This is a genomic window from Campylobacter sp. RKI_CA19_01121 (assembly GCF_025771295.1).
GTDB lineage: Bacteria > Campylobacterota > Campylobacteria > Campylobacterales > Campylobacteraceae > Campylobacter_D.
Genome location: NZ_JAKMQA010000007.1, coordinates 80,569 through 103,946 on the forward strand (window position 1 = coordinate 80,569; position 23,378 = coordinate 103,946).

At 31.9% G+C, this 23,378-nt stretch carries 26 protein-coding genes; 21 read left to right on the top strand and 5 right to left on the bottom strand.

The annotated features are described in order from the left end of the window. Positions 1–9 precede the first annotated feature (9 nt). The 9 genes from hisD (at position 10) to flgE (ending at position 9,430) form a co-directional block, all read left to right on the top strand. Positions 10–1,290 (top strand): histidinol dehydrogenase, encoded by a 1,281-nt coding sequence (gene hisD, locus L8T90_RS05055; protein WP_263736887.1) that lies wholly within the window; start codon positions 10–12, stop codon positions 1,288–1,290. After that, positions 1,287–2,354 carry a bifunctional histidinol-phosphatase/imidazoleglycerol-phosphate dehydratase HisB gene (hisB, locus tag L8T90_RS05060; RefSeq protein WP_263736888.1) on the top strand — a complete coding sequence of 356 codons (1,068 nt, stop codon included), beginning with the start codon at positions 1,287–1,289 and terminating at the stop codon, positions 2,352–2,354. The genes hisD and hisB overlap by 4 nt, the downstream gene beginning before the upstream one ends. Beyond that, complete coding sequence (locus L8T90_RS05065) at positions 2,351–3,187, top strand: type II restriction endonuclease (protein ID WP_263726690.1); 837 nt, start codon at positions 2,351–2,353, stop codon at positions 3,185–3,187. The genes hisB and L8T90_RS05065 overlap by 4 nt, the downstream gene beginning before the upstream one ends. Then, positions 3,180–4,022 carry a DNA-methyltransferase gene (locus tag L8T90_RS05070; RefSeq protein ID WP_263736889.1) on the top strand — a complete coding sequence of 281 codons (843 nt, stop codon included), beginning with the start codon at positions 3,180–3,182 and terminating at the stop codon, positions 4,020–4,022. The genes L8T90_RS05065 and L8T90_RS05070 overlap by 8 nt, the downstream gene beginning before the upstream one ends. Beyond that, positions 4,019–4,600 carry an imidazole glycerol phosphate synthase subunit HisH gene (hisH, locus tag L8T90_RS05075; protein ID WP_263736890.1) on the top strand — a complete coding sequence of 194 codons (582 nt, stop codon included), beginning with the start codon at positions 4,019–4,021 and terminating at the stop codon, positions 4,598–4,600. Before L8T90_RS05070 ends, hisH begins: the two co-directional genes overlap by 4 nt. A gap of 6 nt (positions 4,601–4,606) precedes the next feature. Beyond that, positions 4,607–5,341 carry a 1-(5-phosphoribosyl)-5-[(5-phosphoribosylamino)methylideneamino]imidazole-4-carboxamide isomerase gene (gene hisA / locus L8T90_RS05080; protein ID WP_263736891.1) on the top strand — a complete coding sequence of 245 codons (735 nt, stop codon included), beginning with the start codon at positions 4,607–4,609 and terminating at the stop codon, positions 5,339–5,341. Then, positions 5,323–6,090 carry an imidazole glycerol phosphate synthase subunit HisF gene (gene hisF, locus L8T90_RS05085; protein ID WP_039625107.1) on the top strand — a complete coding sequence of 256 codons (768 nt, stop codon included), beginning with the start codon at positions 5,323–5,325 and terminating at the stop codon, positions 6,088–6,090. Before hisA ends, hisF begins: the two co-directional genes overlap by 19 nt. 10 nt (positions 6,091–6,100) lie before the next feature. Continuing rightward, positions 6,101–6,727: a bifunctional phosphoribosyl-AMP cyclohydrolase/phosphoribosyl-ATP diphosphatase HisIE gene (gene hisIE / locus L8T90_RS05090; RefSeq protein ID WP_263708708.1), complete on the top strand. Its 627-nt coding sequence runs from the start codon at positions 6,101–6,103 to the stop codon at positions 6,725–6,727. A 312-nt stretch (positions 6,728–7,039) separates the two neighbouring features. Beyond that, positions 7,040–9,430 carry a flagellar hook protein FlgE gene (gene flgE, locus L8T90_RS05095; protein ID WP_263736892.1) on the top strand — a complete coding sequence of 797 codons (2,391 nt, stop codon included), beginning with the start codon at positions 7,040–7,042 and terminating at the stop codon, positions 9,428–9,430. 167 nt (positions 9,431–9,597) lie between these two features. On the opposite strand, the gene L8T90_RS05100 is transcribed toward flgE, so the two are convergent. Together L8T90_RS05100 and L8T90_RS05105 are read right to left on the bottom strand one after the other, a co-directional pair. After that, entirely contained in the window at positions 9,598–10,179 is a 582-nt protein-coding gene (locus tag L8T90_RS05100; protein ID WP_214118545.1) for a zeta toxin family protein, read from the bottom strand. Positions 10,180–10,307: 128 nt separating this feature from the next. Then, positions 10,308–11,549, bottom strand: a complete 1,242-nt coding sequence (locus L8T90_RS05105) for a multidrug effflux MFS transporter (RefSeq protein ID WP_263736893.1) — start codon at positions 11,547–11,549, stop codon at positions 10,308–10,310. Positions 11,550–11,672: 123 nt separating this feature from the next. On the opposite strand from L8T90_RS05105, the gene L8T90_RS05110 reads away from it, so the two are divergent. From L8T90_RS05110 to L8T90_RS05165, 12 genes are read left to right on the top strand one after another with little or no spacing between them, the layout of a single operon-like run. Further along, the gene (locus L8T90_RS05110) at positions 11,673–11,942 is read left to right on the top strand and encodes a NifU family protein (RefSeq protein ID WP_041570315.1); all 270 of its coding nucleotides are present in this window, start codon (positions 11,673–11,675) and stop codon (positions 11,940–11,942) included. After that, a complete protein-coding gene (locus tag L8T90_RS05115; protein ID WP_263663742.1) occupies positions 11,929–12,468 on the top strand; it encodes a histidine kinase in 540 nt (179 codons plus the stop codon). Before L8T90_RS05110 ends, L8T90_RS05115 begins: the two co-directional genes overlap by 14 nt. Next, the gene (locus L8T90_RS05120; RefSeq protein WP_263736894.1) at positions 12,452–13,735 is read left to right on the top strand and encodes a UDP-N-acetylmuramoyl-L-alanyl-D-glutamate--2,6-diaminopimelate ligase; all 1,284 of its coding nucleotides are present in this window, start codon (positions 12,452–12,454) and stop codon (positions 13,733–13,735) included. Before L8T90_RS05115 ends, L8T90_RS05120 begins: the two co-directional genes overlap by 17 nt. After that, complete coding sequence (locus L8T90_RS05125) at positions 13,736–14,041, top strand: YbaB/EbfC family nucleoid-associated protein (RefSeq protein WP_039617208.1); 306 nt, start codon at positions 13,736–13,738, stop codon at positions 14,039–14,041. After that, a complete protein-coding gene (locus L8T90_RS05130) occupies positions 14,038–15,117 on the top strand; it encodes a PDZ domain-containing protein (protein ID WP_263736895.1) in 1,080 nt (359 codons plus the stop codon). Before L8T90_RS05125 ends, L8T90_RS05130 begins: the two co-directional genes overlap by 4 nt. After that, positions 15,117–15,962: a polyprenyl synthetase family protein gene (locus tag L8T90_RS05135; protein ID WP_263736913.1), complete on the top strand. Its 846-nt coding sequence runs from the start codon at positions 15,117–15,119 to the stop codon at positions 15,960–15,962. Before L8T90_RS05130 ends, L8T90_RS05135 begins: the two co-directional genes overlap by 1 nt. A gap of 3 nt (positions 15,963–15,965) precedes the next feature. After that, entirely contained in the window at positions 15,966–17,870 is a 1,905-nt protein-coding gene (tkt, locus tag L8T90_RS05140; protein WP_263736896.1) for a transketolase, read from the top strand. A gap of 1 nt (position 17,871) precedes the next feature. Further along, complete coding sequence (locus L8T90_RS05145; RefSeq protein ID WP_412175002.1) at positions 17,872–18,972, top strand: MlaE family lipid ABC transporter permease subunit; 1,101 nt, start codon at positions 17,872–17,874, stop codon at positions 18,970–18,972. Further along, positions 18,969–19,691, top strand: coding sequence for an ABC transporter ATP-binding protein (locus tag L8T90_RS05150; protein WP_263736898.1), 723 nt, complete (start codon positions 18,969–18,971; stop codon positions 19,689–19,691). The genes L8T90_RS05145 and L8T90_RS05150 overlap by 4 nt, the downstream gene beginning before the upstream one ends. Beyond that, positions 19,691–20,518, top strand: coding sequence for an MlaD family protein (locus L8T90_RS05155; RefSeq protein WP_263736899.1), 828 nt, complete (start codon positions 19,691–19,693; stop codon positions 20,516–20,518). The genes L8T90_RS05150 and L8T90_RS05155 overlap by 1 nt, the downstream gene beginning before the upstream one ends. 1 nt (position 20,519) lies before the next feature. After that, a complete protein-coding gene (locus L8T90_RS05160) occupies positions 20,520–21,113 on the top strand; it encodes a hypothetical protein (RefSeq protein WP_263736900.1) in 594 nt (197 codons plus the stop codon). Positions 21,114–21,155: 42 nt separating this feature from the next. Further along, positions 21,156–21,677, top strand: a complete 522-nt coding sequence (locus tag L8T90_RS05165) for a flagellar FLiS export co-chaperone (protein WP_263736901.1) — start codon at positions 21,156–21,158, stop codon at positions 21,675–21,677. 31 nt (positions 21,678–21,708) lie between these two features. On the opposite strand, the gene L8T90_RS05170 is transcribed toward L8T90_RS05165, so the two are convergent. From L8T90_RS05170 to ung, 3 genes are all read right to left on the bottom strand, one after another. Continuing rightward, entirely contained in the window at positions 21,709–22,248 is a 540-nt protein-coding gene (locus tag L8T90_RS05170) for a superoxide dismutase family protein (RefSeq protein WP_263736902.1), read from the bottom strand. Positions 22,249–22,374: 126 nt separating this feature from the next. Further along, the gene (locus L8T90_RS05175) at positions 22,375–22,632 is read right to left on the bottom strand and encodes a zf-TFIIB domain-containing protein (RefSeq protein WP_263708728.1); all 258 of its coding nucleotides are present in this window, start codon (positions 22,630–22,632) and stop codon (positions 22,375–22,377) included. A 49-nt stretch (positions 22,633–22,681) separates the two neighbouring features. After that, complete coding sequence (ung, locus tag L8T90_RS05180) at positions 22,682–23,371, bottom strand: uracil-DNA glycosylase (protein WP_263736903.1); 690 nt, start codon at positions 23,369–23,371, stop codon at positions 22,682–22,684. Positions 23,372–23,378: the final 7 nt, after the last annotated feature.

Here is a 23,378-nt window from a genome sequence, read left to right on the forward strand (position 1 = left end):
AGGATAAAAATGCAAATACTTGATTTTGAAAAATTAAACCAAAGCGAACAAGAATTAGCACTCAAGCGTCCTGCTATAAGCGCTAATGCACAGGTTAAAACCATAGTAGAACAAATCATTGAAGATGTCAAAATAAATGGCGATGAAGCTTTAAAACAAATGGCTATAAAATTTGATAAAGTAGAGTTAAATTCCATCAAACTAAGTGATGAAGAGCTTAGTAATTTAGCAGAGCAAATTGATGATGAGTTAAAACAAGCTATTAAAATAGCTTATGAAAATATCTATAAATTCCACAAAGCTCAAGAAAGCCAAACTATAGAAGTTCAAACCTTTGAAGGGGTAACTTGTAAGGTGCTAACAAGAGCTATTGAAAAAGTAGGACTTTATATACCAGGAGGCTTAGCACCACTTTTTTCAACTGCACTCATGTTAGCTATCCCAGCTAAAATTGCAAAATGTAAATTTATAGCCTTAGCTTCCCCAGCACCACTACACCCTGCCATTGCTTTTGTAGCAAAACTTTGCGAAGTTGATGCAGTGTATCAAATAGGTGGAGCAGGAGCCATAGCAGCGCTTGCTTATGGAACGCAAAGTGTGCAAAAAGTGGATAAAATTTTTGGTCCCGGAAATGCTTTTGTAACTGAAGCCAAAAAGCAAGTTAATAATCATGGAGTAGCTATTGATATGCAAGCAGGACCTTCTGAAGTGTTAGTTTTAGCAGATGAGTTTGCTAATGCTAAATTTATAGCTTCAGATTTACTCTCACAAGCTGAGCATGGAGCAGATTCTCAAGCGATTTTAGTTTGTACAAGTGAAAAACTAGCCAAAGAAGTAGATAGTGAAGTTGCTTTACAGCTTGAAAAACTCTCGCGTAAAGAAATTGCTTCCAAATCTTTAGCACACTCTAAAATCATTCTTGCAAAAGATATAAAACATGCCATAAGTATTTCAAATGACTATGCACCCGAACATTTGATCATTCATACACAAAATCCATCTAGCTTGCTTGATGATATTATGCATGCAGGTTCAGTATTTTTAGGTGAGTATTCTCCAGAATCCATGGGAGATTATGCAAGTGGAACAAATCATGTATTGCCAACTTATGGTTTTACTAAGTCTTATTCTTCTTTAGGGCTGGCTGATTTTATGAAAAGAATGACTGTACAAGAACTTAGTAAAGAAGGCTTTAAAAAGCTTGGGCCTGTGGTGGAAATTTTAGCAGCAGCTGAAGGGCTTGATGGGCATAAAAATGCCGTGAGTTTAAGATTAGAAAGTCTAAAATGAGTGTAAAAATTTTATTTATTGATAGAGATGGCACGCTCATTGATGAACCAAAAGATGATTTTCAAATCGATTCTTTAGAAAAACTTGAGTTTGAAAAAGGTGCCATCAATGCACTTTTAAAGTTAAAAAATTTTGGTTTTAAATTTGTTATGGTGAGTAATCAAGATGGCCTAGGCACAAATTCTTTTCCTAGGGAAAATTTTGACAAGGCTCATGAAAAAATGCTAAGTGTTTTTCAAAGTTGTGGTATAGAATTTGAAGATATTTTTATATGCCCACATTTTGAGCATGAAAATTGCGCCTGTAGGAAGCCAAAAACTGCCATGCTTGAAAACTATATCAAAAATAAACTTTATGACAAAAATAAAAGTTTTGTCATAGGCGATAGAGACAGCGATATGCTTTTGGCGCAAAATCTTGAAATTCAAGGTTTAAAATATGATAAAAACGATTTTAACTGGGAGCAAATCGCTGATTTTATTTTGCAAAATTACCGCAGTGCCTGTATAGAGCGTAATACCAAAGAAACTCAAATTCAAGTTAAAATAGCTTTTAATGAAAAAGCAAAAGCTGATATAAAAACAAATATCGCATTTTTTGATCATATGTTAGAGCAAATCGCTACGCATACAAATATATCTTTAGAGATAAAATGCAAAGGGGATTTAGAAGTTGATGAACATCATAGTGTAGAAGATGTCGCACTTGCTTTGGGTGAGGCTATCAAAAGTGCACTAGATCAAAAAATAGGCATTGCAAGGTATGGCTTTGTTTTGCCTATGGATGAGTGCTTAGCAAGTTGTGCGATTGACTTTTGCAATAGGCCACATTTAGTTTATAAGGCTAAATTTAAAAAAGAAAAGCTTGGAGAATTAAGCACAGAAATGATAGAGCATTTTTTCTACTCACTAAGTTATGCTATGGGTGCGAGTTTGCATTTAAAAGTTAAAGGCAAAAACGATCATCACAAGGCCGAAGGACTTTTTAAAGCCTTTGCAAGAGCTTTAAAAATGGCTATAAAAATAGAAAATGAAAACCTAGCAAGCTCTAAAGGAGTGATATGAAAAATAAACTTAGTTTTGAAAAATTTATAAATAGTTTGCAAGCTACAAATAGACATTTAGATTTTTATGTAGATTGGGAAAAATGTTTGAAAAATAAAGATGAAATTGAAATCGCTTTAAATCATTTAAATTTATTATTAGGTGTTGGAGATAATGAACTTAAAGGAAAAATTGAAATACTTTTCAAAGAATATCCAAAAGCTTTTAGTGTTTTACCTTTATTAATTGCAGTTAGAGATGCTGATAATGAAAAATTATTTAACAGCTTTGGCCAAATATGTAACATGAATTCTTATTTAAAAACGCCACATAAAATTTATGAGTTTATTTATGAAAGTGGACTGTTTGTAATATTTTTTAATAAAAAAATTAAAGATTTAAATGATTTTGTTTTTGGAGTAGAAGTAGGACTTGATACTAATGCTAGAAAAAATCGTAGCGGTAATGCTATGGAAAATTTAATAAGTAATATTTTTACAAACTTTAAATTAAATTTTAAAAAACAGGTTAAAATAGAAGATTTAAAAGAGATAGAAAAAATATTTGGCTTAGATGTTAAAAAATTTGATTTTGTGATTTTTACTTCAGATAAAATTTACTGTATAGAGTGTAATTTTTATACCAGTGGAGGGAGTAAATTAAATGAAGTCGCTAGAGCCTATCAAGAATTAGCTCCAAAATTCGATCAATTTCCTCAATATGAATTTATATGGATTACAGATGGATATGGTTGGCTAGATGCAAAAAATAAACTTGAAGAAGCTTATGAAAAAGTAGAAATTTATAATCTTTCCAATATTAATGATTTTATCTTAAAGGTAAAAAATGTCTAAGTCTATTTTTACAAGTAAAGATAAACTTTTTCAGCTTTATCAAGATGATTGTAATAAATTATTACCTCAATTTAAAAATCAAATTGATCTAATCTTTGCAGATCCCCCTTATTTTTTATCTAATGATGGTTTGAGTATCCAAAGTGGTAAAATAGTAAGTGTAAATAAGGGGCAATGGGATAAAGGTGATGATATTGAAAAAATAGATGAGTTTAACTTAAAATGGCTTTCAAATGCAAAAATAGCACTTAAAGATACTGGAAGTATTTTAATAAGCGGAACTTATCATAATATTTTCTCTCTTGGCAGAATTTTACAAAAACTTGATTTTAAAATTTTAAATATTATTACTTGGCAAAAAACTAACCCACCGCCTAATTTTTCTTGTAGATATTTAACTCATTCTACAGAACAGATTATATGGGCTAGAAAAAGTCCTAAACATAAACATATATTTAATTATGAGTTGATGAAAAAATTAAATGATAATAAGCAAATGCGAGATGTATGGCAATTTAGCGCTATAGCTCCGTGGGAAAAAAATAATGGCAAACATCCCACCCAAAAGCCACTATCCTTACTTGTTAGATTAGTTTTAATGGCAAGTAATGAAAATTCGTTAATTTGCGATCCATTTAGTGGAAGTTCGACTACAGGGATTGCAGCTAATTTATTAAATAGAAAATTTATAGGGTTTGAAAAGGAAGATGAATTTATTAAAATTTCTGTAAATCGTAAAATAGAGTTAGAGAAAAATTTTCAAATGATTAAAAACAAGATTAACGATTTGAAAGTTTTAACAAAAGCAAATTTATTTCAAGAGAGAATGATATGAAACTAGCTATTATAGATACAGGTTGTGCGAATTTAGCTTCACTTGCTTTTGCACTCGAGCGTTTAGGGCAAAAAAGTATCATCACGCATGATTTAAAAGAACTCTCACAAGCAGATAAGCTTTTGCTTCCTGGGGTTGGCACAGCAGCTAAAGCAATGGAAAATTTACAAGCACTTAGTTTAGAAAATTTTATCCAAACTACTACAAAACCACTTTTAGGAATTTGTCTTGGTATGCAAATTCTGGGTAAATTTTCAGAAGAATTACACCAAAAAACACTTGGCATTATGCCTTTTGATACGCAAAAATTCCAAGAAAAAGCAAATTTTACTTTCCCGCATATGGGGTGGAATCAAGTCTTTAGCTCACATGAGCTTTTTAAAGGCTTAGATGGAGCTTATTTTTATTTTGTGCATAGTTATTGTGTGGGCTTAAATGAATACACCATCGCAGAGTGTGAGTACTCTACCAAATTTAGTGCAAGTTTAAACAAAGACAATTTTTATGGTGTGCAGTTTCACCCTGAAAGAAGTGGCGAAGCAGGTGAAGTGTTATTAAAAAATTTCATAAATATGTAGGTAAAAATGCAAACTCAAATCATTCCAGCATTAGACTTAATAGATGGTAAAGTAGTAAGGCTTTATAAGGGTGATTATGCTAAAAAGCAAGAATACAGCTTTGACCCTTTGGCTAAATTTCAAGAGTATGAGGCTCAAGGCATTACTTGGCTTCATTTGGTGGATTTAAGCGGTGCAAAAGATCCTAGTAAAAGACAACTAAAACTCATAGAAAACCTAGCTTCTAAAATCAAAGTAAATCTTCAAGTAGGCGGAGGAGTTCGCACTAAAGATGAGGTTAAAGCTTTGTTTGATAGTGGTGTTAAACGCGTAGTTATAGGCTCTTTAGCGGTTAAAAACAAAGCCTTTACACAAAAGCTTTTAAATGAATTTGGCGTAGAAAATATAGTCTTAGCGCTTGATAGTATTTACATTAAAGATGAGTTTTTTGTGGCTGTTGATGCATGGAGTAAAACAAGCGATGAAAAATTATTTGAGCTTTTAAATTTTTATAAAGATGTAAAGCACATTTTATGCACAGATATTTCTAAAGATGGCACGATGAGTGGAGCAAATATCACTTTATATAAAACTTTGCATGAGAAATTCCCACATTTACAAACTCAAGCAAGCGGAGGCGTGGCAAGCTTAGAAGATTTTAAAAAGTTAAATGGCATAGTAAGTGGTATCATCGTAGGTAAAGCCTTGCTTGATAAAGAATTTAGCATAAAGGAGGCTCAAGAATGCTTGCAAAACGCATAATCGCATGTTTGGATGTAAAAGATGGTAGAGTAGTTAAAGGGGTGCAATTTAAAAACCATGAAGATATGGGCGATATCATCGAGCTTGCTAAATTCTACTCACAAAATGGCATTGATGAGCTTGTATTTTATGATATAACCGCTTCAGCTAAAAATGAGCGCATTGATAGAACTTGGGTAAGCAAAGTAGCACAAAATATCTCTATACCATTTTGTGTTGCAGGGGGTATAAAAAGCGAAGATGACGCAAAAGAGCTTTTAGCAAATGGTGCTGATAAAATTTCTATTAATTCCCCTGCTTTAAATGACCCTGATTTAATCTCACGCCTTGCAAAAAGCTTTGGAGTGCAATGCGTAGTTGTAGGTATAGATACTTTTAAAGATGAAAACAACGAACTTTTAGTCTATAAATACACCGGAGATGAGAGCAAATCTCATCATAGCGGTAAAAAAACACTAGAGTGGGTAAAGCAAGTATGTGAGCTAGGAGCGGGTGAAATCGTGCTAAATATGATGAATCAAGATGGTATGAGAAAGGGCTATGATCTTGATCAACTTGCTAAAGTTAGACAGATTTGCCCTGTGCCTTTAGTAGCAAGCGGTGGCGCAGGAGCCAAAGAGCATTTTTTAGATGCTTTTAAACTTGGTGTTGATGGAGCTTTGGCAGCTTCAGTGTTTCATAAAAAACTTATAGATATTAAAGAATTAAAACTATTTTTAAAAGATCAAGGCATACAAATTCGTATTTAAAGGAAAAGCTATGAAGATAAATGAAGAAGAATTCATAAAAAGCATTAACTGGCAAAAGGTTAATAACCTTGTTCCTGTGATCATTCAAGATTATCATTCTTGTGAAGTTTTAATGCAAGGTTTTATGAATGAACAAGCTTTAAGAGAGAGTTTTAAGCACCAAAAGGTTGTGTTTTACTCACGCACTAAAGAGCGTTTGTGGATGAAAGGCGAGCAGAGTGGGAATTTTTTGCATATTATAGATATGGGGCTTGATTGCGATAGAGATTGTATCTTGATTTTAGTTAAACCTAGCGGGGCTACTTGTCACACGGGTGATACTTCTTGTTTTGAAACGCTTTCTAAAAAGGCTGATTTTGTGTTTTTATCGCGTCTTGAAAGACTGATTAATTCACGTAAAAGTACCTGTGCAAGCTCTTCTTACACGGCTGAACTTTTTTCAAAAGGCACTAAACGCATAGCACAAAAAGTAGGCGAAGAAGGCGTTGAAACGGCTTTAGCTGCTACTGTTAAAGATAAAGATGAGTTGATAAATGAAGCAGCTGATTTACTTTATCATTTAGATGTTTTATTAGCTGATGCGGATTTGAGTTTAAATGATGTGATTGCTAAATTAAAAGAAAGAAATAAAAGTTAAGCGTGATTTCTCACGCTTAATTAAGCAATATTTTTGAAAAGATTCACTGACTATATCGAGTAATTTTAAAAAAACTTTACACTTTAAAGACATAGTATGCATTTTTATAACAATTTGTTATGAAAATTTAGACATTAATTTTTGACTAAAAGCTTGATTTCTCCATTATTTTACTAAAATACTTTTGCAATATATGTATTCAATTAAATAACATTTTATTTGTATTTTTGGAACACTTATTGCTTTATATCTGCATAAGCAATAGAAGATTGTGAGATATTCACAAAGCAATATTTTTTAAAGGATTTAATTATGATGAGATCTCTTTGGGCTGGGGTTTCTGGACTCCAAGCACATCAATACGCAATGGATGTAGAAGGTAACAACATAGCCAATGTTAATACATTTGGTTTTAAATATTCTCGTGCGGATTTCTCAACGCTTATGAGTCAAACTTCTAAGATAGCTACAGCTCCAGATGGTAACCTAGGTGGTAAAAACCCTATGCAAGTAGGACTTGGTTCAGGTGTAAATTCTACTACTAGAATTCACTCTCAAGGTAATATCCAAACTACAGATAAAAACACCGATATGGCTATCAATGGTGATGGATTTTTCATCGTTTCAAATGATGGTGGTACTACTCAGTATTATACCCGTGCAGGGGACTTTAAAACAGATGCTGTAGGAAATTTCGTAGATAATAACGGCTATACCGTTCAAGGTTGGAACTATAATCAAGAAACAGGGCAAATCGACTCTTCAACCTCAGTAGGCGATATAGTGATCCCACCTGGTATGAGCATGCCTGCTAGACCAAGTACTTCAGTAAGCCTTACAGCAAATTTGGATAGTGGTAATACCCTAGGTGCTAATGCTTCTGCTAAAAGACCTATTTATGCACTAGATTCTACTCATGGTCATAGGGAAGATACTGGAACAACTGTAGATGAAAATGATACTGGCCATACTGAGTTTTATACTACTTCAAAAAGTGGAGCCCAAGTAACTGAAAAAGGTATTGATATGGGCGTAGTATTTAATGCTCAGGGTGAGGGTTTAAATTTAAGAGATGGGCAAGGCATATGGGTAAGCTATAAAGAGGCAAAATGGACAAACGATCAACAGTTTGCTGCAGATTTGCCAGCTAATCAGGCAGATTTTCAGCCAGATACAAATTATACTTTTTGGGGTTATACTGGAGAAGACGGTACTCAGGTTCCTGCTACATTGGATATTACAATTAATGGTGTTCAAATAACAGCTACAGGTGTAGGAAAAGATACTTTTATCAATGCTATTAACGCTAAAACATCAGAAACAGGTGTAGTAGCTTCTATAGTAGACGGTAGAATGACTTTTACTAATGATAATAGCACAGGAACTACAGCAAAATCTAAGAATTTAAATATTACAGTGGGTGCTACAAATACTGCTGGCGGTCAAGTTACTACTGGAGCTCAAGCAGATCCTATAACCGTTACTCCTCCTAATCCTGGAAATAATTTTATATTAGGAAATCAAAATGGTCCAGTAAGTGTTATTACTGCTCATGAGTATATTTATAGTTCAAATAGTGTAGATATTGGAGAGAATCCACAAGCTGATGATATGCAAACTTGGCCCGATATGACTGGAAGAAGAACTTTTCATACTACAGAGGATTTAAGAGAGCTTTTACAAAGAGATGCTAGATTTGCAGTGGATTATGATGGAAGTGGACAAAGAGAACAAACTGATGCGAATGTTGGTGTGAAAGTAGTGGTAGAAAGTGATGGTAGATATAAAATTACAAATCCTAAGTTAGATGATAATTCCAAGGATATGACTTTTAAAGTTACGGGTTATTCTAATGAAGCTAATAAAATTTCTACCAATGATAAATTTACAGCAATGTTTAGCGCCTTAGATGGAAATTTCAATGCAGGTAATAATGAAAAATACTCTCAAGACATGTATTTATCAGCTCACACTGCTAGTATAGAAATTTTTGACTCATTAGGAACTAGACATGAGCTAACTGTGCAATTTACTAAGCAAAGTAAAACAGCAGATGGTGGAGCTGAGTGGTCTATCATCATCTCAGTACCTGAGCCTGCAGAGATAAATTTTAGTGGTGACGGAGCCCCAGGAAACATAGTAGTAGGAAATTTAAGATTTGGTAATGATGGCTCACTTCAAAGCTATACGCCAAATGTATTAAACTTCACTGGAAATAACGGCTCAAAACCTGATCAAGTTATAAAACTTGACTTTGGTACAACAGGTGGTTTTGATGGTTTAACAAGCTATGATAAAGACTCAGCTACCACTAAACAAGAAACAGATGGTTACACAGGGGGTAACTTAAAGCCAGATGCATTAAGAACTGATGAGAATGGTTATATTTATGGAGAATTTACAAATGGTAAAACTCTAGCTTTAGCTAAGGTTGCTCTAGCTACTTTCCCAAATAATATGGGTCTTGAAGAAATGGGTAATAACCTTTTCAAAGCGACAGCAAACTCAGGAACACCTACTATAGGTCATGCTGGTGAAGGTGGTAGAGGGGGCTTAAAAGGCTCAGCTATAGAAATGTCAAACGTGGATTTAAGTCGTGCATTAACTGAGCTTATCGTAATCCAAAGGGGTTATCAAGCAAACTCAAAAACGATTACCACAAGTGATCAGCTTTTAAATACTTTGCTTCAATTAAAACAATAATTCTAACCCAAGGTTTTTAAAACCTTGGGATCAAGCTTTACAAGGTTATCAAGGTAGCCTTGTAATACTTGATGACCTTGAAGCCTTCAATCTATTGCTAACTCACTTCTTTCTTGCCTTAAGGAGTGAGTAGCATGATTTGCATATCGACAAGTTAAAATAAAAATTTATAAACTTGGATTTTTAAAATTTATCATTAATGGTTCTAGCCATTTAGTAGTTTCAAATACTTCTAGTTTATTGTTTTTAAATTCTAAGAGTTTTTTATAATTTTGGGTATTATCAAAAATAGTAATGTGATTACAAAATTTAGCAACGGTGTTAAAATTTTGTAAAGACTCATAGTATCTTTTTTCTATAAGTTCTTCTTTTATATCATGCCCACCTTTAGCAACGCGAATTTTAACTCTTTGCTTTGCCGTACTTGGAGAGTCTAGTCCGATGTAGTAAAGATTTATAGTGTAAGAATTTTTCTGTAGTTTTTTGAATAAAGATAAAATGCTAGTGCCACAAAGTGTGGTTTCTTGGTTAAAATCATAAGCTTTTTTGATATAGTTTTCACGCATTTTAATGGCTATCCTTGAAGCTCTAAATTGATCTTCTTGATTTTTCCAGTCGCCAAAGCTACTTACAATTTCATCGATGTTGATTCTAAGCCCAAAGTCTTTGTTTTTTTCAAGTTCATTATAATACAAGGTAGTTTTTCCACATCCTTCGGCTCCTGCAAAAATAGTAGCTATTTTTTTCATTAATAAAGCCTTTATTGATTGATGAGAAATTTTAACATAAATTGTTTATAAGTGTTTTGAAAATAAATATAAAGTTTTTTGAAAAAGGTTCGATATAGTCAGTGAATCTTTTCAAAAATATTGCTTAATTAAGCGTGAGAAATCACGCTTAACTTCTTTTTGATTTTACTTAACTTTCTTTTATTAATCAAACTCAGATAAGAAATCAAAGATAAAAATGCACAAGTTCCTAAAATAAGCGATAAAAATATAGGTGTATTAGCATTTAAAAGACTTACTAAAAATGCCATCACTCCCGCCATAGCAAATTGTGCTGCCCCTAAGAGTGCTGAAGCACTACCTGCATTTTGTTTTGATCTTGCCATAGCTAAAGTGGTGGTATTTGGCAGGATAAAACCCAAACTTGCTATGATTAAACATAAAGGAATTTCAAAAGCCCAAAAACCTAGATCAAAAGTTGCTCCTAAAATAAGTAAAAAAGTTAAAAAGGTAATCATCATAAGTGCTCTTGGTAAAACATAATAAGGTGAGAGTTTAAGAACTATCCTTGCGTTTATATTAGCACATATAACAAAACTTAAAGCATGAGCTCCAAAAAGGGCTGCGTATTGTTGAGGGCTGAGTTCAAAAACACGCGTAAAAACAAAAGATGAGCCAGTTAAATAAGCAAAAAATCCTGCAAAGATTAAATTCCCACAAAGCAAATACACCACAAAACGACGATCTTTTAAGATTTTTTTGTAACTTTTTGCAACTTCTTTGTGATTGAATTTTTTACCTTGGGTGTTGAGGTTACTTTCTTTTAAGGCAAAAATAACAAGTAAAAATAAAATAAAACCTAAGATAAACAATGTCAAAAATATACTACGCCAAGAAAAAAACTCAAGCAAAATCCCACCAAAAGTAGGAGAGAGCATAGGAGCTAAAGAAGTAAAAACCATCATCAAAGCATAAACTCCCGCTGCTTCTTTAAGCTCAAAAACATCATTTACTATAGCTCTTGCTACAACTACACCCACACAACCTCCCAAAGCTTCAAAAAAACGCAAAGCTATAAAAGCATGAATGGAATCAACTAAAACACAAGCAATGCTTGAAGAAATAAAAAGAAAAAGTCCTATATATAAAGGTTTTTTTCTACCATATACATCACTTAATGGCCCATAAAAAAGCTGACCCAAAGAAAAGGCTATAAAAAAACTTGCAAGAGAAAGTTGAGTGTAAAAAGAATTGGTTTGAAAGCTTTTTTCTACCTCATTTAAAGCAGGTAAATACATATCAGTTGAAAGTGGTGCTATGGCAGATAAAAAGCCTAGTATAAAAATGAGTTTGAGCTTTTCAAAACCTTTTATTTGAGTGCGTTTTTGCATACAAAATCCTAAAATATTTTTACCATTGTATAGCAAAAAGTCTAAAATAAACAATAATTTACATTTTTTAAAGGCAAATAAGATAAAATTAAATTAAAAAACAATCAAGGAAAAGTTATGAATATGCCTTTTAGTGATGAGGAATTAATCGAGCCTGTAAAAGCAAGTTTGGCTAAAACTATGCATATTTTAGAAAATGATGGTGGTGGGCTTGATTTTTTAGGGGTTAAAAATGGTGTGGTTTATGTGAAATTAACCGGAGCTTGTCATGGTTGTCCTTCAAGTGGAACGACTTTGAAATATGGCTTAGAAAAACAGCTTAAAATCGACATACACCCAGATATAACTATAGTAAATTTAGCAGGCGGGGAAAGCGAATTTGCAAAATTATAAAAAAATAGCCATAGAATGCTTTTATAAAAAAGATTTTAAAAACGCTAAGATGTATTTTTCTCTTGCTTATGAAAAGCGTAAAAATAAAAGACTCTTAACTTTTATCAACATTTGTGATTTAGCTTTAAAAAGCCCTGAAGAAGCCTTTGTGTTTTTTGAGTTTTTTATGCAAAATTATAAAAATACTAAAGTAGATAAAGATATTGAAAAACTCATTAGTCTTAGTCAAAGTGTGCAGTATGAAGAAGAAAGTGAAGACTTTGAGGGGTTGAGTTATCAAGATTTTTTACTTAGTGAAGCAAAAGTTGGGTTTAAACAAGCTTTGGAAAATGTTATAATATCAAATAAACTTATCATTAATGATAAAGAAGATTTTGTGGATTTTTTAGAAAAACTTTTAGAGCATGGTTATAAAGATATGCTTGTAGCCTATATGGAAGATGTTTCGGTGCATTTTTATTCTAATTATAGATTTATCAAGCTTAGTGAGAAAATCAAGGAATTAAATTATGATAGTAAAGATTGAAAATACTTTCATTTGTGATAATTCTAATGAATGCGAAAAAGATTGTTTTTTCTTAAAAACTGCTCAAAATGAAAAATTTCTTCACCAAGCTTTAGAAAAACAAGCAAAAGTTATAAATATAGCTGAGTGCAAGAAACTTTTAAATATAGATGAAAATATAAAAATCATAGGCATTACAGGCACAAATGGCAAGACAACTACTGCAGGGGCTATTTACTCTATCTTGCTTGATTTAGGTTATAAATGTGCCTTGATGGGAACTAGGGGTAGTTTTATAAATGATAAAAATATCTCTCCAAAAGGCTTAACCACTGCTCCTATTTTGCAAACTTTAGAGCTTTTATCTTTAGCAAGTAAGGAAAAATGTGAATTTTTAATTATGGAAGTAAGCTCACATGCTTTGGTACAAAACCGCATTGAAGGGCTTGAGTTTAAGGCTAAAATTTTTACGAATATCACTCAAGATCATTTAGATTTTCATGGAAGCTTTCAAAACTATCAAGCGGCAAAAGAAAGTTTTTTTACTGATGAGTGTATGAAATTTATCAATAAAGATGCAAAAGCTATAAATTTTAATGTCAAAGGTGCTTTTACTTATGGAGTAGAAAATCCAAGTTATTATCATATCAAAGCTTATGCTTTAAAAAATGGCATTGAAGCTGTGGTAAATTTTGGCAAAGAAACTTTTATGATTGATTCTTCTTTAGTGGGGCTTTTTAATCTTTATAATCTTTTGGCTGCAAGTGCTTGTGTGAATGAACTTGTTAAGCCAAATTTAAAAGAACTTGAAAAGGCCATTAGTAATTTTGGCGGCATTGAGGGTAGAATGCAAGTAGTTGCAAAAGATGTGATTGTGGATTTTGCTCATACGCCCGATGGTATAGAAAAAGTTTTAGATGCTTTAAAATATCGCGATTTGATTGTGGTTTTTGGAGCAGGGGGAGATAGGGATAAAACTAAGCGTCCATTAATGGCTAAAATCGCCAAACATTATGCTAAAAAACTCATCATCACAAGTGATAATCCACGCTCAGAAGAGCCTATGGATATCATTAATGATATTTTAAGTGGGATAGAAAAAGATGAGAGTGTTTTTATAGAATGCGATAGAAAAGAAGCGATAAAAAAAGCATTAGAGCTTAAAACGAAAAATGATTTTGTAGTGATTTTGGGTAAGGGTGATGAGACTTATCAAGAGATTAAAGGAGTAAAATATCCTTTTAATGATAAAGAAGTGGTATTAGAGATATTAAAAGAAGGAAAATAAATGTTTGAAAATATGGATTTTTCTAAAATGGGTGAGCTTTTAACTAAGGCTCAAGAAAAAGCAAATGAATTAGAGCAAGAAGCTTTAAAAAAAGAATTTAGCGCAAAAAGTGGCGGTGGTTTAGTAAAAGTTAGCGCTAATGGAAAAGGTGAAATCATCGATATAAATATTGATGATTCTTTGCTTGAAGATAAAGAATCTATGCAAATTTTATTAATCGCAGCGATGAATGATGTGATGAAAATGGTAGAACAAAATAAAAAATCAATGGCTAGTAATTTATTTAGCGGAATGGGAATGCTATGAGAATTTTACTTTGTATTTTGGGTATAACTTGTGTGCTTTTTGCTGTGCCAAGACCGACTTTTAATGATTTTTTGGGTTGTTATGAAAAAAATAAAGCTAGTATGTTAATTTATGAAGGCTTACCTGCTTTTGCTTTAAATGAAAACACCCTAGCAGTAGTTAAAACTAAAAATGCAAAATTAAACAGCTATACTAAATATGATCCTTATTTAAATTTATATTTAGTAAAAACTGATTTTAGTTTAATCCCAGCGCCTATGGGAAATGAAGAAGAATTAACACGCAATAGCTGGGTGGGAATTTTAGATAATAATCAAAGCTATATAGGACATTTGAAGTATTTTGGACAAAGTTTAACAGAGCGTGATCAACTTGATTTTACTTCTAAAATCGGAGAGCTTAACTCACCATGTTGTAAAATGCTTGGTATAAGCTTAGAAGATGGTAAGCTTATAGGTAATCGCTATTTAAAACACTTTGCAAAATATCCTGATGTTTATTGGGGTGATATAGGTGTGGATTTTGATATGCGTGATGGCAAAATTTATGTTAAAAATGTACGTAAAAATGGACAATTTTTACTTAATGATGAGCTTGTGAGTGTAGATGGACAAGTTTATGATGATATAAGAAAATTAAATGAGAAAATTTTATTTGCTGATCGTGGTGCAACTTTGTATTTTAATATGCTAAGGGATAATAAAGATATTAATATTTCTACGACAGTTTTTGATAAAGATTTGGGTATATTTGCTAAACCTAAAAAAGTAGTTCAAGCTAAGCCAACTTCTTTTTATAGCAATCTAGGATTGCGCGTAGATATGAAAATGAATGTTACAGAGGTAACTCCAAATTCTAAAGCGCAAATGGCTGGATTTTTAAAAGGGGATAAAATTTTAAGAATTAATAATCAAAAAATCAATAATTTCAATGAGCTTCAAGCCATATTAACTCAAGCTAATACTTTTGATATTTTGATCTCAAGACAAGCAAGTAATATCCCTTCAGCGAAAAATAATGATTTTGAGCATTTTAATAAAGGATACTTTGACTTTTTTATAAGGCTAAATAAGTGATTTTAGAAAAATTCAAACAACATTTAGAGCAAAATTTTCCTAAAACTCAAAGCTTTCATCCATTTTTCAATGAAGCTTTAAAATGGATGTTAGAAGCTGGTGGGAAGCATTTTAGAGCCCAACTGCTTTTAGGGATAGTGAATGCTAAAAATCCTGCTTTGTTTGAAAAGGCTTTAAATGCGGCTTTGGCTTTAGAATTTATCCATACTTACTCTTTAATACATGATGATTTGCCTGCTATGGATAATGCTTCTTTGCGCAGAGGAAAGCAAACTTTACATAAAAAATACGATGAAACTACAGCTATTTTAGTGGGTGATGCTTTAAATACTCAAGCTTTTTTACTACTTTCAAGACTTGATTTAAAAGAAAATGTTAGATTAAAACTCATAGAAACTTTAGCTTTTAATGCAGGGCTTGGTGGTATGATCATTGGTCAGGCTATTGATTGTTATTTTGAAGATATACCTTTAAATTTAGAACAAGTTGAGTTTTTGCATATCCATAAAACTGCAAGATTGATTGCAGCAGCTTTAAAAATGGGCTGTGAAATTTGTGAGTTAGATGAAAAAGAATGTGAGCAAATTTATGAAATAGGGCTTTTGATAGGATTGGTTTTTCAAATTAAAGATGACATTATCGATGCGACTTTAGATGCCCAAGAAGCAGGAAAGCCAACTCATAATGATTTGCATAAAAATTCTTTTGTAAAACTTTTGGGTTTAGAAGGTGCCAAAAAGGCAAAAGATGATAAAATTGCATTATGTGAAGAAAAAATGAAAAATTTAGACTCTAAGCTTGCTAATGAGCTTCAAATTTTGATTGATAAATATTTAAAAGGTTAAACAATGTTACAAAAACAAGCCAATACTATAAGATTTTTATGTGCGGATATGATACAAAAGGCAAATTCGGGCCATCCAGGTGCACCTATGGGTTTAGCAGATATTATGAGTGTTTTAAGTACTCATTTAGTGCATAATCCAAAAGATCCTACATGGCTAAACCGCGATAGATTAGTTTTTTCAGGCGGTCATGCTAGTGCTTTACTTTATAGCTTTTTACATTTGAGTGGTTATGATGTAAGTTTAGAAGATTTAAAAAACTTCCGTCAATTACACTCTAAAACCCCAGGCCATCCTGAAATTTTTACCCCAGGTGTTGAAATTGCTACAGGGCCTTTAGGACAAGGCATTGCAAATGCGGTTGGTTTTGCTATGGCAGCTAAAAAGGCAAGTTTGCTCTTGGGTGAGGATATTATCAATCACAAAGTATATTGTTTGTGTGGTGATGGGGATTTACAAGAAGGAATTTCTTATGAAGCTTGTTCTTTAGCAGGACTTCACAAACTTGATAATTTAATCATCATTTATGATAGTAATAATATTTCAATCGAAGGTGATGTGGCTATTGCCTTTAATGAAAATGTAAAAGAGCGTTTTAGAGCGCAAAATTTTGAAGTACTTGAGATAGATGGGCATGATTTTGAGCAAATTGATTTAGCATTAAAAACAGCTAAAGAAAGTAAAAAGCCTTGTTTAATTATCGCTCATACTACCATAGCTAAAGGAGCTTTGGAGCTTGAAGGAAGTCATCATTCTCATGGAGCGCCTTTGGGTGAAGAGCTTATTAAAAAAGCAAAAGAGGCTTTAGGTTTTGATCCACAAAAAACTTTTGAAATCCCAGAAGAAGTTAAAATTCGCTTTAATGCCACAATAGAGCTTGGAGATTTAGCACAAGCTAAGTGGAATCAAAAAGTGCAAAATTTAAATGCAGAAAAACAAGCTTTATTAAAAGAGCTTTTAGAACCTGATTTTTCAAAAATACAATTTCCTGATTTTAAAGGAAAAGATCTAGCTACTAGAGATAGTAATGGTATGATTTTAAATACTATCGCTAAAGCTTTACCGGGATTTTTAGGTGGTAGTGCAGATTTAGGTCCATCAAATAAAACCGAGCTTAAAGATATGGGGGATTTTCCAAATGGAAAAAATATCCACTATGGTATAAGAGAGCATGCAATGGCTGCTATATCAAATGCTTTTGCTAGATATGGTTTGTTTTTGCCTTATTGTGCTACCTTTTTTATATTTAGCGAGTATTTAAAACCTGCTGCAAGAATAGCAGCTTTGATGAGGGTTAAACACTTTTTCATTTTTACTCATGATAGTATAGGGGTTGGCGAAGATGGCCCAACACACCAACCTATAGAGCAACTTAGCACTTTTAGAGCTATGCCAAATTCATTGACATTTAGAGTAGCTGATGGGGTTGAAAATGTAAAAGCATGGCAGATTGCACTTAAAACTAATATGCCAAGTGTTTTTGTTTTATCGCGTCAAAAACTAAGCGCTTTAAGCGAGCCTGTTTTTGGAGATGTGGAAAATGGGGCTTATTTATTAGAAGAAAACGCAAATGCGCAATTTACACTTTTAGCAAGTGGTAGTGAAGTATCATTGTGTTTAAAAGTAGCTAAGATTTTAAAAGAAAAAGGTGTGATTGTCAATGTAGTTTCTATGCCTTGTTATGAGTTATTCATCGCTCAAGAAAAATCTTATAAAGAAAGAATTTTACAAGGTAAGGTTATAGGCGTGGAAGCTGCAAATTCAAATGAACTTTATAGAATTTGTGATGAGCTTTATGGCATAGAAAGTTTTGGTGAGAGCGGTAAAGATAAAGATGTATTTGAGCATTTTGGATTTAGTGAGGAAAAATTAAGCTCATATGTTTTAAGTTTATGTAATGAAAAATAAAATCATCAAAGATATTAAAAACCAAGAATGTGTTTTTAGTGTTTTTGGTATATGGGATAAAACTAGCGTAGGAAAATTAGAAAAGTTAGATTTTCCTACTCAAAAAAATATTATTTTTGATTTTGCAAATTTAGATTTTATAGATACTGCGGGGATTAGGTATTTTCTAGCTTTAGAAAATGAACTTAAGCAAAAAGGTTTTGAGTTTAGTAGGATAAATCTTAAAAGCGAACATGCTAAGCTTTTTGAACTTTGTCAAAAACACTATAAAAGTTTTCATAATACTCATGAAAATAAAAAAACAATCAAAGATTTTTTTGAAAATTTAGGAAAAAAGGTTATTGAATCTTTTGCCCTCTTGGTGCAGTTTTTAAATTTCATAGGGCTTATTATTTATACTTGTTTTAAAACACTTTTAAACCCTAAAAAACTTCGTTTTAGGGCATTTTTATATCATGTAGAAAATAGTGCTATTAATGCTTTGCCTATTATTATGCTAACCTCATTACTTGTGGGTGTGGTGCTTGCTTATCAAGCTGCGTATCAACTTGCACAATTTGGAGCTAATATTTACATTGTTGATTTAATGGGAATTTCTGCTACTAGAGAACTTGCGCCATTAATTAGTGCTATTGTTATAGCTGGTAGGAGTGCAAGTTCTTATACAGCTCAAATTGGAGTGATGAAACTTACTGATGAAATTGATGCGATGAAAACTATGGGTTTTAAAGAAAGTGAGTTTATCATTTTACCTAGAGTTTTAGCCTTAGCACTTGCCATGCCTTTAGTGGTAATAGTAGCTGATATTTTAAGTATTATAGGTGGAATTGTAGTTGCTTGGTTTAGTTTAGAAATTAGTGCGAGTGAGTTTATGAGTCGCTTTAAAGAAGCAGTGGAGCTTAAACATATCATCATAGGACTTATAAAGGCACCTATTTTTGGATTTTTGATTGCTTCTATTGCTTGTTTTAGAGGATTTTTTGTGCAAAAAACCACCGAAAGTATAGGTGTTTATACGACAAAAAGTGTTGTAAATGCTATTTTTTGGGTGATAGCTTTTGATGCGATTTTTTCTGTATTTTTAACAAAGGCTGGATTTTGATTATAAAGGCTAAAGATATCAGCACTTATTTTGGAAGTAAATGTGTACATGAGGATATTAGTTTTGAAGTACAAGATAATGAAATTTTTGGCATTTTAGGTGGTAGTGGTAGTGGCAAATCTGTACTTTTAAGACAAATGTTAATGCTTGAGCATTTTGATAAGGGAGAGTATGAAATTTTAGGCAAGAGATTAAAAAATATAAGCGATGAAGATGCTTTGTTTTTGCAAAAACAATGGGGTGTTGTTTTTCAATATGGAGCATTATTTAGCTTTTTTAATATACTTGAAAACATTAGCATACCTTTAGTTGAATACACAAAACTTAGCAAAAACGATATCAAAGAAATAGCCATGATGAAGCTTAAAATGGTGGGGCTTGATGAGAGTGTGGCTAAGCTTTATCCAAGTGAATTAAGTGGGGGTATGAAAAAAAGAGTGGCCATAGCTAGAGCTTTGGCACTTGATTCTAAATTGCTTTTTTTAGATGAGCCAACTTCAGGGCTTGATCCTTATAGTTCAAGAGAATTTGATGAGTTGCTTTTGAGTTTAAAACAAAGCTTTAAATTATGTGTGGTTTTAATTACTCATGATAAAGAAAGTATGAAAAATGTATTAAATCGCTTTTTGATTATAGAGAATAAAAAAGTTGGTTTTTTGGGAAATGTTGAGACTTTACAAGAGCAAAATCCAAGACTTTATGAGAGGTTTATGCAATAATGGAAAATAAAGCAAATTATATTTTGATTGGAATTTTTGTTAGTGTATTATTTTTTATTAGCTTGTTTTTTATAGTGTGGTATGGGAATTTAAAAGATGAAAAATCTTTTAAATATTATGAGATCTATATGGAAGAATCGGTTGCAGGGCTTAGCGTTAAAGCTCCGGTTAAATTTTTAGGAGTGGATGTTGGAAGTGTTGAAAATATCAGCATAGATAGTTCAAGTAATCAACTAAGAGTGAAAATCTTAGTCAAGCTTGATTCTGATTTAGCGGTTAAAACAGACACTTATGCAAGCTTACAAATTCAAGGTATAACAGGATTTAAGTTTATTCAGCTTGCAGGAGGTAGTGAGGAAGCTAGTGTTTTAAAAACAGATGGTGATGTATATCCTATTATAAAATCAAAAGAAAGTTTTTTTGCAAGCATAGATAAACAAACTTCAAATTTATTAGAATTAATTACCAGTTCAAAAGTAAAATTAGAAAGTCTTTTAAGTGATAAAAATTTAAAAAACATAGAGCGTATTTTACAAAATACATCTGAGTTTTCTGCGTATTTAAATACTAAAACACCAGTATTTTTGGAAAATTTAAATAAAACAAGCTCTAAACTTGGTAAAAGTTCAGATGATTTTTCAAATTTTTTAAATAATGCTAATGGCCAACTTAATGAGCTTAATAAAAGTAGAATGCTTTTAAATGAAAATCTAGATATTTTAAGAGTTTTGTTTTTAGATTTTACACAATTATTAAAAAATTTAAAGCAAAATCCTTCAGATGTGATTTATAAAGATAAAGCCATTCAATATGCTCCAGGAGAATAAAATGAAATTTTTATATATTAGTTTAATAGCTATTTTTTTTAGTGCTTGTTCTTTGATTAGTCCAAGTCAAACTTTGCCTGCAAATAAATATTTTAGTATTAATTTAGAAAAGCTAGAGCAAAGTCAAAATAAAGTAAAAAATTCTACCATCATGGTTTCTTTACCTAAGGGCTTATCTTATACTAATGAAATTTTTTATAAAAAAAATCATGTTGTTGATGCTTATGCTTATCATTTTTGGAAAGAAAATCCTGCTTTGATGATTAAAACTTTTTTGGAATTTCATTTGCAAGATTTAGGAGTATTTAAAGCAGTTTTAAACCAAGATAGTCTAGCTAGTGCTGATTATGTTTTAGAAAGTAAAGTAGATATTTTAGAGCAAGATTTTAGTGATGAGGTGTATTCTAAAATAAAATTAGGTATTAATTTAAATTTGGTGCAAATAAACACTAAAAAACTTATAGCAAGCAAGCATTTTTACTATGAAAAAGAATTAAATGATACTAATCCCCAAAATTTAATCCAAAATTATGATGAGGTTTTTTTGCTTTTTGCTAAAGATTTTAGAGTTTGGATAGATCAAAATTTGGAATAAAAAATGCTTTTCTTGTTGTAGCAATAACAAGGAAGGTGTATTATGAGAGATGAATTAGAAATCTTACAAAAGCATTTAGGACAAGTAGGTTCAAGTATAGATGGTGCGAATTTAAAACACCAAACACAAAAATTTAGCGAAGATATTACTGATGCAAATGATTTTGTTGGTGCTTTGCAAATTTTAGATTCTTCGTTGAAAAAAATTTCAAAACTTTTAGAAGATAAAAACTATGAAGATGTGCAAGATAAGGTATTAATCGCAAGTGAAAGTTTAAAAATAGTAGATAATTGCTCGTTTTTAGGAAATGCTTTATTTGATAATAATTATAATGTAAATGTAGGCTCAAAGGCTTTTGCTTTTGAAATTTACAACCCTTTAAAAATTTTAGAAACTAGTGATTATGAGGGTATGAAAGCTTATATAATAGATAAAAGAGAAGAAATAGCTTCTATGCTTAGTGATCTTGCAGTGGCTATTGCTACTTATAGTCCTAGTCAAAGTTTTGGCGGATCAAACCATGATTTTATGAATGATTTAGATTTTACTAAGCTTTTTAAATAATACTAAAGGCAAAAAGCCTTTAGTATGTGTTTTATTTAATAACTCCACAAGCCATTCTAGCACCACCACCGCCAAGTGCTGCAGGATGATCGCTATGATTATCTCCTCCAAAATGTATCATTAAAGAGTGATTTTTAAGTTCATTAAGTGTTTTGATTTTTGGTGCTAATACAGGATTAGTTGCTTTGCCATCTTTTTCTACATAAAGTGGTGGTAAATCACCTCTGTGGCCTTTATCATCCCATGGGCTTGAGTGTGCGTCAGTTTTTTCAGGATCCCAGTGACCACCAGCTTTCATACCTAAACCCTTATCAGTTGCTCCACAATCAGCGTTTGCATGAACATGGAAACCATGAATTCCACTTTCTAAGCCTTGAAGATTTGGGTAAAACGCTACCCCATAAGGAGTTTGTACTGCTACTACTTCACCTGCGTTTTTGTTGGTGTTTTTATCAAGAATTTCCATTTTGATAACTAAATGATCTTTTTGTGCTTTTGGATCAAAATTTTCCAAATTTGCCCCAATTAAAAAACTTGATGCTAGTAAAGATCCTAGAATTATTTTTCTCATTTTCTCTCCTTTTGTTAAAAATTATTTTATTGTAGCATATATTATTAATAAAAAGTATTTTTTGATAAATAAAAATAATATAGAAGTAAAAATGAGGGTTTAAGTAAAACTTTTAAGCCTTTTGGCTTAAAAGTCAAATAATTCTCCGAGCCAACTTTCTTTTTTCTTGTATTTATAACCATTGTTATGATGATAGTTTGCTTGTTGGTTATAGTTTTGTTGATGAGGTTGTTGTGGCGTGCTTTGAGATGTACTTCTTTCTATGATTTTATCAAGTTCACCACGATCAAGCCAAACACCACGGCATTTTGGACAATAATCAATCTCAACTCCATTTCTTTCACTCATTAATAAAGCTGTATTTGCACAAACTGGGCAATTCATATTTATCCTTTATAAAAAATTTCATTAAAGTATATAGGCTTAAAGTAAATTATGAGTTTAAATCCCAATCAATAGGACTTTTGCCAAGTTTTAATAAAATTTCATTGCTTTTTGAAAAATGTTTACAACCTAAAAAAGCATTCCTTGCTAAAGGTGATGGATGTGCTGCTTCTAGGATAAAGTGTTTTTGAGGGTTGATTAAAACTTTTTTATTTTTAGCATAATTTCCCCAAAGCAAAAACACTAATCCCTCTTTTTCATCGCTAAGTTTTGATATAACTGCATCGGTAAATTTTTGCCAGCCAAAATGTGCATGTGAAGCAGGTTTGTTTGCTTCTACGCTTAAGATAGAGTTTAAAAGTAAAATTCCTTGTTTAGCCCATTTGCTAAGATCTCCATGTCTTGCTATAGGAATGTTTAAATCATCTTGTAATTCTTTGTAGATATTAAGTAAAGATGGGGGAATTCTAACTCCTATTGGTACGCTAAAGCTTAAACCCATAGCTTGATGAGGGTTGTGATAAGGATCTTGTCCTAAAAGTATGATTTTTAAATCCTGTAAAGGAGCTAGGTTAAATGCATTAAAGATTAAATTTGCTGGTGGATATATAGTTTTTCCTTCGCTTAAGGCATTGATATAATGAGTTTTTATCTCTAAAAAATAAGGTTTTAAAAACTCATCTTTTAAAAAATCTTTCCAAGTTTGTTCTATTTTTATTTTTTCTAAACAAATATCCATTTTTATC